The organism is Streptomyces sp. SID5910 (assembly GCF_009862125.1).
Classification (GTDB): domain Bacteria; phylum Actinomycetota; class Actinomycetes; order Streptomycetales; family Streptomycetaceae; genus Streptomyces.
Genome location: NZ_WWHX01000222.1, coordinates 1 through 6058, shown reverse-complemented (window position 1 = coordinate 6058; position 6058 = coordinate 1). Strand labels below are relative to the sequence as shown.

The 6058-nt window shown below is 71.7% G+C and carries 4 protein-coding genes and 1 pseudogene; 4 read left to right on the top strand and 1 reads right to left on the bottom strand.

Annotated elements, in window-relative coordinates; translation table 11 throughout:
* The 4 genes and pseudogenes from GTW67_RS07955 to GTW67_RS07940 all read left to right on the top strand — a co-directional run.
* Nucleotides 1-544 (top strand): annotated as a pseudogene (locus GTW67_RS07955) (family 20 glycosylhydrolase); the annotation flags it as partial.
* A complete protein-coding gene (locus GTW67_RS07950) occupies nucleotides 541-1980 on the top strand; it encodes a cellulose binding domain-containing protein (RefSeq protein ID WP_161164101.1) in 1440 nt (479 codons plus the stop codon). The pseudogene GTW67_RS07955 and the gene GTW67_RS07950, both read left to right, overlap by 4 nt.
* 169 nt (nucleotides 1981-2149) lie before the next feature.
* Nucleotides 2150-3730, top strand: a complete 1581-nt coding sequence (locus GTW67_RS07945; protein ID WP_161164100.1) for a serine/threonine-protein kinase — start codon at nucleotides 2150-2152, stop codon at nucleotides 3728-3730.
* A gap of 25 nt (nucleotides 3731-3755) precedes the next feature.
* Nucleotides 3756-4703, top strand: a complete 948-nt coding sequence (locus tag GTW67_RS07940) for a DUF1963 domain-containing protein (RefSeq protein ID WP_237518732.1) — start codon at nucleotides 3756-3758, stop codon at nucleotides 4701-4703.
* 72 nt (nucleotides 4704-4775) lie between these two features.
* On the opposite strand, the gene GTW67_RS07935 is transcribed toward GTW67_RS07940, so the two are convergent.
* Nucleotides 4776-6058: PP2C family protein-serine/threonine phosphatase (locus tag GTW67_RS07935; protein WP_161164099.1), on the bottom strand; the 1283-nt coding region annotated here is incomplete at its 5' end.

Below are 6058 nucleotides of genomic sequence, written 5' to 3'. Positions count from 1 at the left end.
TAGTGCACGGTGATGAGCTGGCGGGACCCGGGAGGCGCCCGCGCGGCGGCCCGGCGCGGCCACCAGGTCGTGCAGGCCGACCACCGCGCCACCTACTTCGACTACGCGCAGCGCCCCGGCCCCGGCGAGCCGCCCGCCCAGCCCGGCGTGATCGTCGACCTGCGTGCGGCGTACGGCGTCGACCTCGCTCCGCCGGCCCCGGAGCCGGACGTCGCCTCGCGGCTGCTGGGCGCCCAAGGGCAGTTGTGGACGGAATTCGTGTCGACGCCCGAGCACATCGAGTACCTCCTCTACCCCCGGCTGTGCGCGCTGGCCGAGCGGGTGTGGGACGGCACGGCGGGCCTGCCGGACTTCACCGCCCGGCTGGCGGGGCACCGGGCCCGCCTGGACGCCCTGAACGTCCCGCACGACGTGCCGCCGGCCCTCCTGCCCGTACCGCGCTGAGCGCCCGAGAGGCCGCTCCCCCTGTCGTTCCCCCCACGCCCCGCACCACCCACCGACGCTTCCGCGTCCGCGGAAGTCCTGCCGAAAGGAACCCGGATGAGATCCCGACCCACCCTCGGCCGCGCCCGTCTGGCGCTCGCCCTGGCCGCCCTCCTGGGCGGCGGTGCCCTGACCGCCCTCCCCGCCCAGGCCGCACCGGCCGCCGCCGGCGTCAGCGTGCAGTACCGCACCAGCGCGAGCGGGGCCACCGCGGACCAGACGGAGCCCTGGCTCAAGGTCCGCAACACCGGCTCCTCCGCCGTGCAGCTCAGCCAGGTGAAGGTCCGCTACTACTTCAAGGCGGACTCTCCGAGCGCCTCGTACCGCTTCGCCTGCTCCTGGGCGGTGAAGGGGTGCTCCGTCATCACCGGCACGTTCGGCACCCTGAGCAACCCGACCGCAACGGCCGACCGCTACCTGGAGATCGGCTTCACCTCGGCGGCCGGCTCCCTGGCGCCCGGCGCGGACACCGGGGACATGCAGCTGCGCTTCTACCAGAGCAACTGGCAGACGCTGCGGCAGAGCAACGACTACTCGTTCAACGGCGCCCAGACCTCGTACGCCGACTGGAACAAGGTCACCGCCCAGCTCGCCGGCACCACGGTGTGGGGGACGGCGCCCGAGGGCAACGACCCCACGGACCCGACCGACCCGACCGACCCGACCGACCCGACGGACCCGCCCGGCGACGGCAAGACCCTGTTCGACGACTTCAACTACAGCTCGCACACGGACCCGGCGATCTCCGCGCACGGCTGGAGCGTGCGCTCCAACTCCGGCGGCCCCGGCGTGCCGGGCGCCACCTGGGACCCGTCCAAGGTGACCTTCGTGTCCTCGGGCGGCAACTCGGTGATGAACCTGGAGACCTCCACCGCGGGCACCGGCGCGTCCACCACGCACACCGAGGTCCTCACCCAGTCCATGAAGTTCAGGAACGGCACCTACGCGGCCCGCGTGAAGTTCTCCGACGCGCCCAAGTCGGGCCCCGACGGGGACCACTTGGTGCAGACGTTCTTCACCATCAACGACCTCAAGGCGCCGATGGCCGACGACTACGCCGAGTACGACTTCGAGTACCTGCCCAACGGCGGGTGGGGCGAGCAGTCGAACATCCTCTACACGACCTCGTGGGAGACGTACAACCCCGATCCCTGGCAGGCCGTCAACCAGCACTCGGAGTCCCGCACCAGCTACGCCGGCTGGCACGACCTGGTGGTCACGATCGACAACAGCGCCATCACGTACTACGTGGACGGCCAGGTCTTCGGCACGCATGACGCGCAGTACCTGCCGGAGCGGCCGATGTCGATCAACTTCAACCAGTGGCTGATCGACCTGGACGGGCAGACGTCGACGACGCCGCGCGCCTACGACCAGCAGGTCGACTACGTCCTGCACGTCAAGGACCAGGTGCTGTCCCCGGCGCAGGTGGCGGCGAAGGTCGCCGGGTTCCGCAGCGCGGGCACGTCGTTCGTGGACGAGGTCCCGGCCTCCTGAACGGCCCGGCGGGGACGGTCGGCACAGCCACGGGTGCGGACCGTCCCCGTCGGCTACGGCGCCGAGGCGCCGTCACGCCGACCAGCGGCCGGCCGGTCCGCCCGGCCCCCTTAGGCTTCTGTCCGCGTCGGCCCTTCGGCCGGTCGGGGATCAGGGGGACGACAGTTCGATGAGCAGCGGCATCGCCGAGGTGTTCCGGCCTCTTCAGGCGGGCGACCCCGCCGTCGTGGCCGGCTACCGGCTCGTGGCGCGGATCGGCGCGGGAGGCATGGGCCGGGTGTACCTGTCGCACACCCGGGGCGGCCGCCCGGTGGCGATCAAGGTGGTGCGGCCGGAGCTGGCCGACGATCCGTCCTTCCGGCGGCGTTTCCGCAGGGAGGTGGAGGCCGCCCGCCGGGTCAGAGGCGCCTACACCGCGGAACTCGTCGACGCCGACACCGAAGGCGTACCCCCCTGGCTCGCCACGCTGTACGTGCCCGGACCGTCCCTCACAGCCGCCGTCGCCCGGCGCGGTCCGCTGCCGGTGCCCGCCGTACTGTGGTTGATGGCCGGCGTGGCCGAGGCGCTTCAGGCGATCCACGGCGTGGGGGTCGTGCACCGGGACCTCAAGCCGTCCAACGTGCTGCTGGCCGCCGACGGGCCACGGGTGATCGACTTCGGTATCTCGGTCACCGCCGGCCTCTCCTCGCACACCGCCACCGGCTCCACTGTCGGCACGCCTCACTTCATGGCCCCCGAGCAGGCGACCGCCGGTGAGGTCTCCCCGGCGACCGACGTCTTCGCACTGGCCCAGACGGCGGCCTTCGCGGCTCTGGGCGAACCGCTGTACGGGGACGGCATAGCGCCGGTCGTGCTGTACCGGATCGTGCACGAGGAACCCGACCTGTCCCGGCTGCCGGAGCCGCTGCGCCCGCTGTTCGCCCGGTGCCTTGCGTCTGATCCGCGGGAGCGGGCCACGCCGGCGGAGGTCGTCCAGTGGTGCCGGGAACGGCTGGGAGCGGACGCCGACGCGGGCGCGGGGCCGGCCGTCTGGAACGAGGTCACGGGACCCGAAGTGACCGTTCCGGGCCCGGCGCGTACTCCCATGGCTCCGTCGACCGCGGCCGCGACGCTGTCGCTGAGGCCCGCCGCCCGGCGCCGGATGCCCTGGCGGCGGGCCGCGCTGGTCACTGCCGTGACCGTGACGGCGGGCGCTCTGATGTGGTCGACGTGGTCGGGGCTGACGTGGTTCGGCGGCGACCGGTCCGGCGCCGGCGAGCGGGCCGCGGGCACACCCACCGCGACGCCCGCACCGACGAGCTCCGCACGGTCCACGGCGTCGCCGTCACCCGCCTCGCCGGCCGCGGGCGCCTCCTCGGCGAGGGGAGCCGTCCCCCTGTCCCCCGTGTGGCTGTACCGGACGAACTCCCTGAGCCTCGACGAACCGATGCTCCGCACCGATCGCGGGGGTGACATCCGCCTCGATTGCGAGGACGACGTCGACTGCGCGCTGCACAGCGGTACCAGCCGGTTCGTGCAGCTGTTCAACGGAAAGGCCGCCTCCCTCGACGTCTGCCGGCACCTTCTCAGCGGCGCCACCGGTTCCGAGTACCGCACGTGGTCGCTCGCGGCGGCCGATGCCGGCACGCAGCTCTGCGTCGGGAACGACTCGGGTGCCGTCGCGGCGCTGACGATCCAGGTCAAGCAGACGGCCCTGCCAGAGGACGCCTTTCTGCAACTGGGCATGACCGTCTGGAGGAAGGCGGCCTGACGCCCTGCGACCCATGGCCGCAGTTATGCCCACCAACACCCCGATGGCACAGCCGGGTTGGAGCGGGCTTATCTTCTCGGGCATGGATCATCAGGGAGAGTTTCGTCGGGCAGCGCTTGAGTTGGGCGTCCCGGACGACGAGATCAGCAGATTCGGCCGGCACCTTCGTCTGACGATCGGACTGTCCGTGGGCGGTGGTTCCCCGGTCGGGCAGCTCGGTGGGTTGCCCCGGCTGCCGGTGGGCATGAAGTGGCCGTCCGCCGGGGACATTCCGTTGCCGTTGCTCCTCTCCGTCGATTGCGGTGCGCTGCCGAGAGTCGACGGCTTCGACCTGCCGGCGGACGGGACGCTGCTCTTCTTCGTGAACCAGGAGAGAGACCACGAGGACAGTTCCGGGAAGTACGCGCGAGTCGTATACGTAGCGGAGGGCACCGAAACCGCGGTCGCGGAAGCCCCCGGCTCCGAGTGTGTCCGCGAACAGTTCGACGTCGGCGCCGAGCTGGGAGCGGAACTGCCCCTTTGGCTCCAGGAGCGCGACGAGGACGAGGACTGGCACGAGTTCTGGGAGGATCTCGACTGGGAGGACATGTCGCCCTTCCAGCAGGAGCTGGTCCGGTACATGGAGCGTGACCTGCCGCATCTGGACGCACTTCGGGCTCTGGCCCACGACCTCTGGCCGTCTGGCGCCGGCGTCGTCATCGGCGGGTATGCCGATGACGAGGTGATCAACAGCATTGCGGAGCAGACCCTCGCGGGACGCGAGAAGGCAGGCGAGACGCCGGCCGTCCCGGTCGCGAAATGGTATTCCCACCTGGAGAAGGAGAAGCACCGGCTGACGAGCGAATGGATATCGCTCGCCAGTGAAGCCCGGGTCTACGAGGAGTACTGCACGAGTTTTGTGATCCGCCATGACGACTTGGCCGCCGCCCGGGTGGACAAGGCGCTGGCCGTGACCAAATTCGAGGCCCCGTAGCCAGGTTCGATCCATCACAGCGCGGCCGCGTGCGAGCACCGGTGGGCGTGCCCGTGCCGACTGAGCACGCGGTCAGGCGGGCGGAGTGGCGCGCAGGGCGAGCAGGGCCGTGTCGTCGCTGGCCCAGCCGCCGTGGTGGGCGTCGAGGATGCCGGTGAGGTGGTCGATGGTCGCGGCGGCTTCCATGCCGTGGGCGGCGGCCAAGGCGGCGGCGAGGTCCTCTTCGCAGAAGATCGTCCGGGCGTCTTCGGGGACGGTTCCGGGGCGGGGGCGGGCTTCGGTGGCGCCGTCGCTGTAGAGCAGGAGCAGGTCGCCGGGGTCGAGGTGGAAGGGCACGTCGGTCAGGTACAGGGTGTCCATGACGCCCAGCAGGGTGCCGGGTACACCGAGTTTCTCCACCTGTCCGTCGGCGCGGCGGATCAGCGCCGGAGGGTGTCCGGCCAGGGCGACGGTGCCCGAGACACCGGTGGGGGTGGTGTGGAAGGCGGTGTAGACGGCGGTGAGGAAGCGCGGCGCGTCCTGGGCGAGCAGGGCGGTGTTGAGGAGGGTGAGCCGGTCGGCCGGGGAGCCGCTGTCGCCGGTGTCGGCGCGGATGGTGTAGCGGGCCATCGAGCTGACCTGGGCGGCCTGGATGCCCTTGCCGCACACGTCGCCCAGGACGGCGGCGTAGTTCGAGCCGTGGGTGTGGAAGAGGTCGTAGAAGTCGCCGCCGACCTCGATGTCGGCGTGCCGGCTGTTTGAGGCGGGCGAGTAGGAGGCGGCGGCCTCCACACCGGGGACCGCCCGCAGCCCCGGGGGAAGCAGCCCGGCCTGCAGACTGCGGGCGAGGTCGGCAGAGCGCTGATGTGCCGCCTGTGCGGCGGTCAGGCTCTGGCGCAGGTGGATCTCCGTCGCCACCGAGCGGGCCAGGGTCGCGAGCGTCGTCAGGTCGGCCGGTGACCAGGCGCGGGGGGAATCGTCGATCACGCAGAAACTGCCGAGCACGTGCCCGTCGGGGTCCAGCAGGGGGTAGCCGGCCCACGCACCGATGTTCATCGGACCCACCGAGGGGTGGTCGGCGGTGCGCGGGTCGGCGGCGGCGTCACCGACGATGAACGGCTGGCCCTCCAGCCCGACCAGGAAGTAGCAGAAGCTCTGCGCCACCGGGTTCTGCCGGTCGTCGAGCGCTTCGGCGTCCACGCCGACGCAGGCCTTCCAGAACGAACGCTCCGTGTCGACCAGCGTCACGAACGCCCGCCCGCTCCCGGTGATCCTCGCGGCCAGGCCGGCCAGGTCCTCGAAGACCGCTTCGGGTCCGGTGTCCAGCAGGGCGGTGGCCTCGACTGCGGCCAAGCGCGCGGGGTCCGACAGCGCGG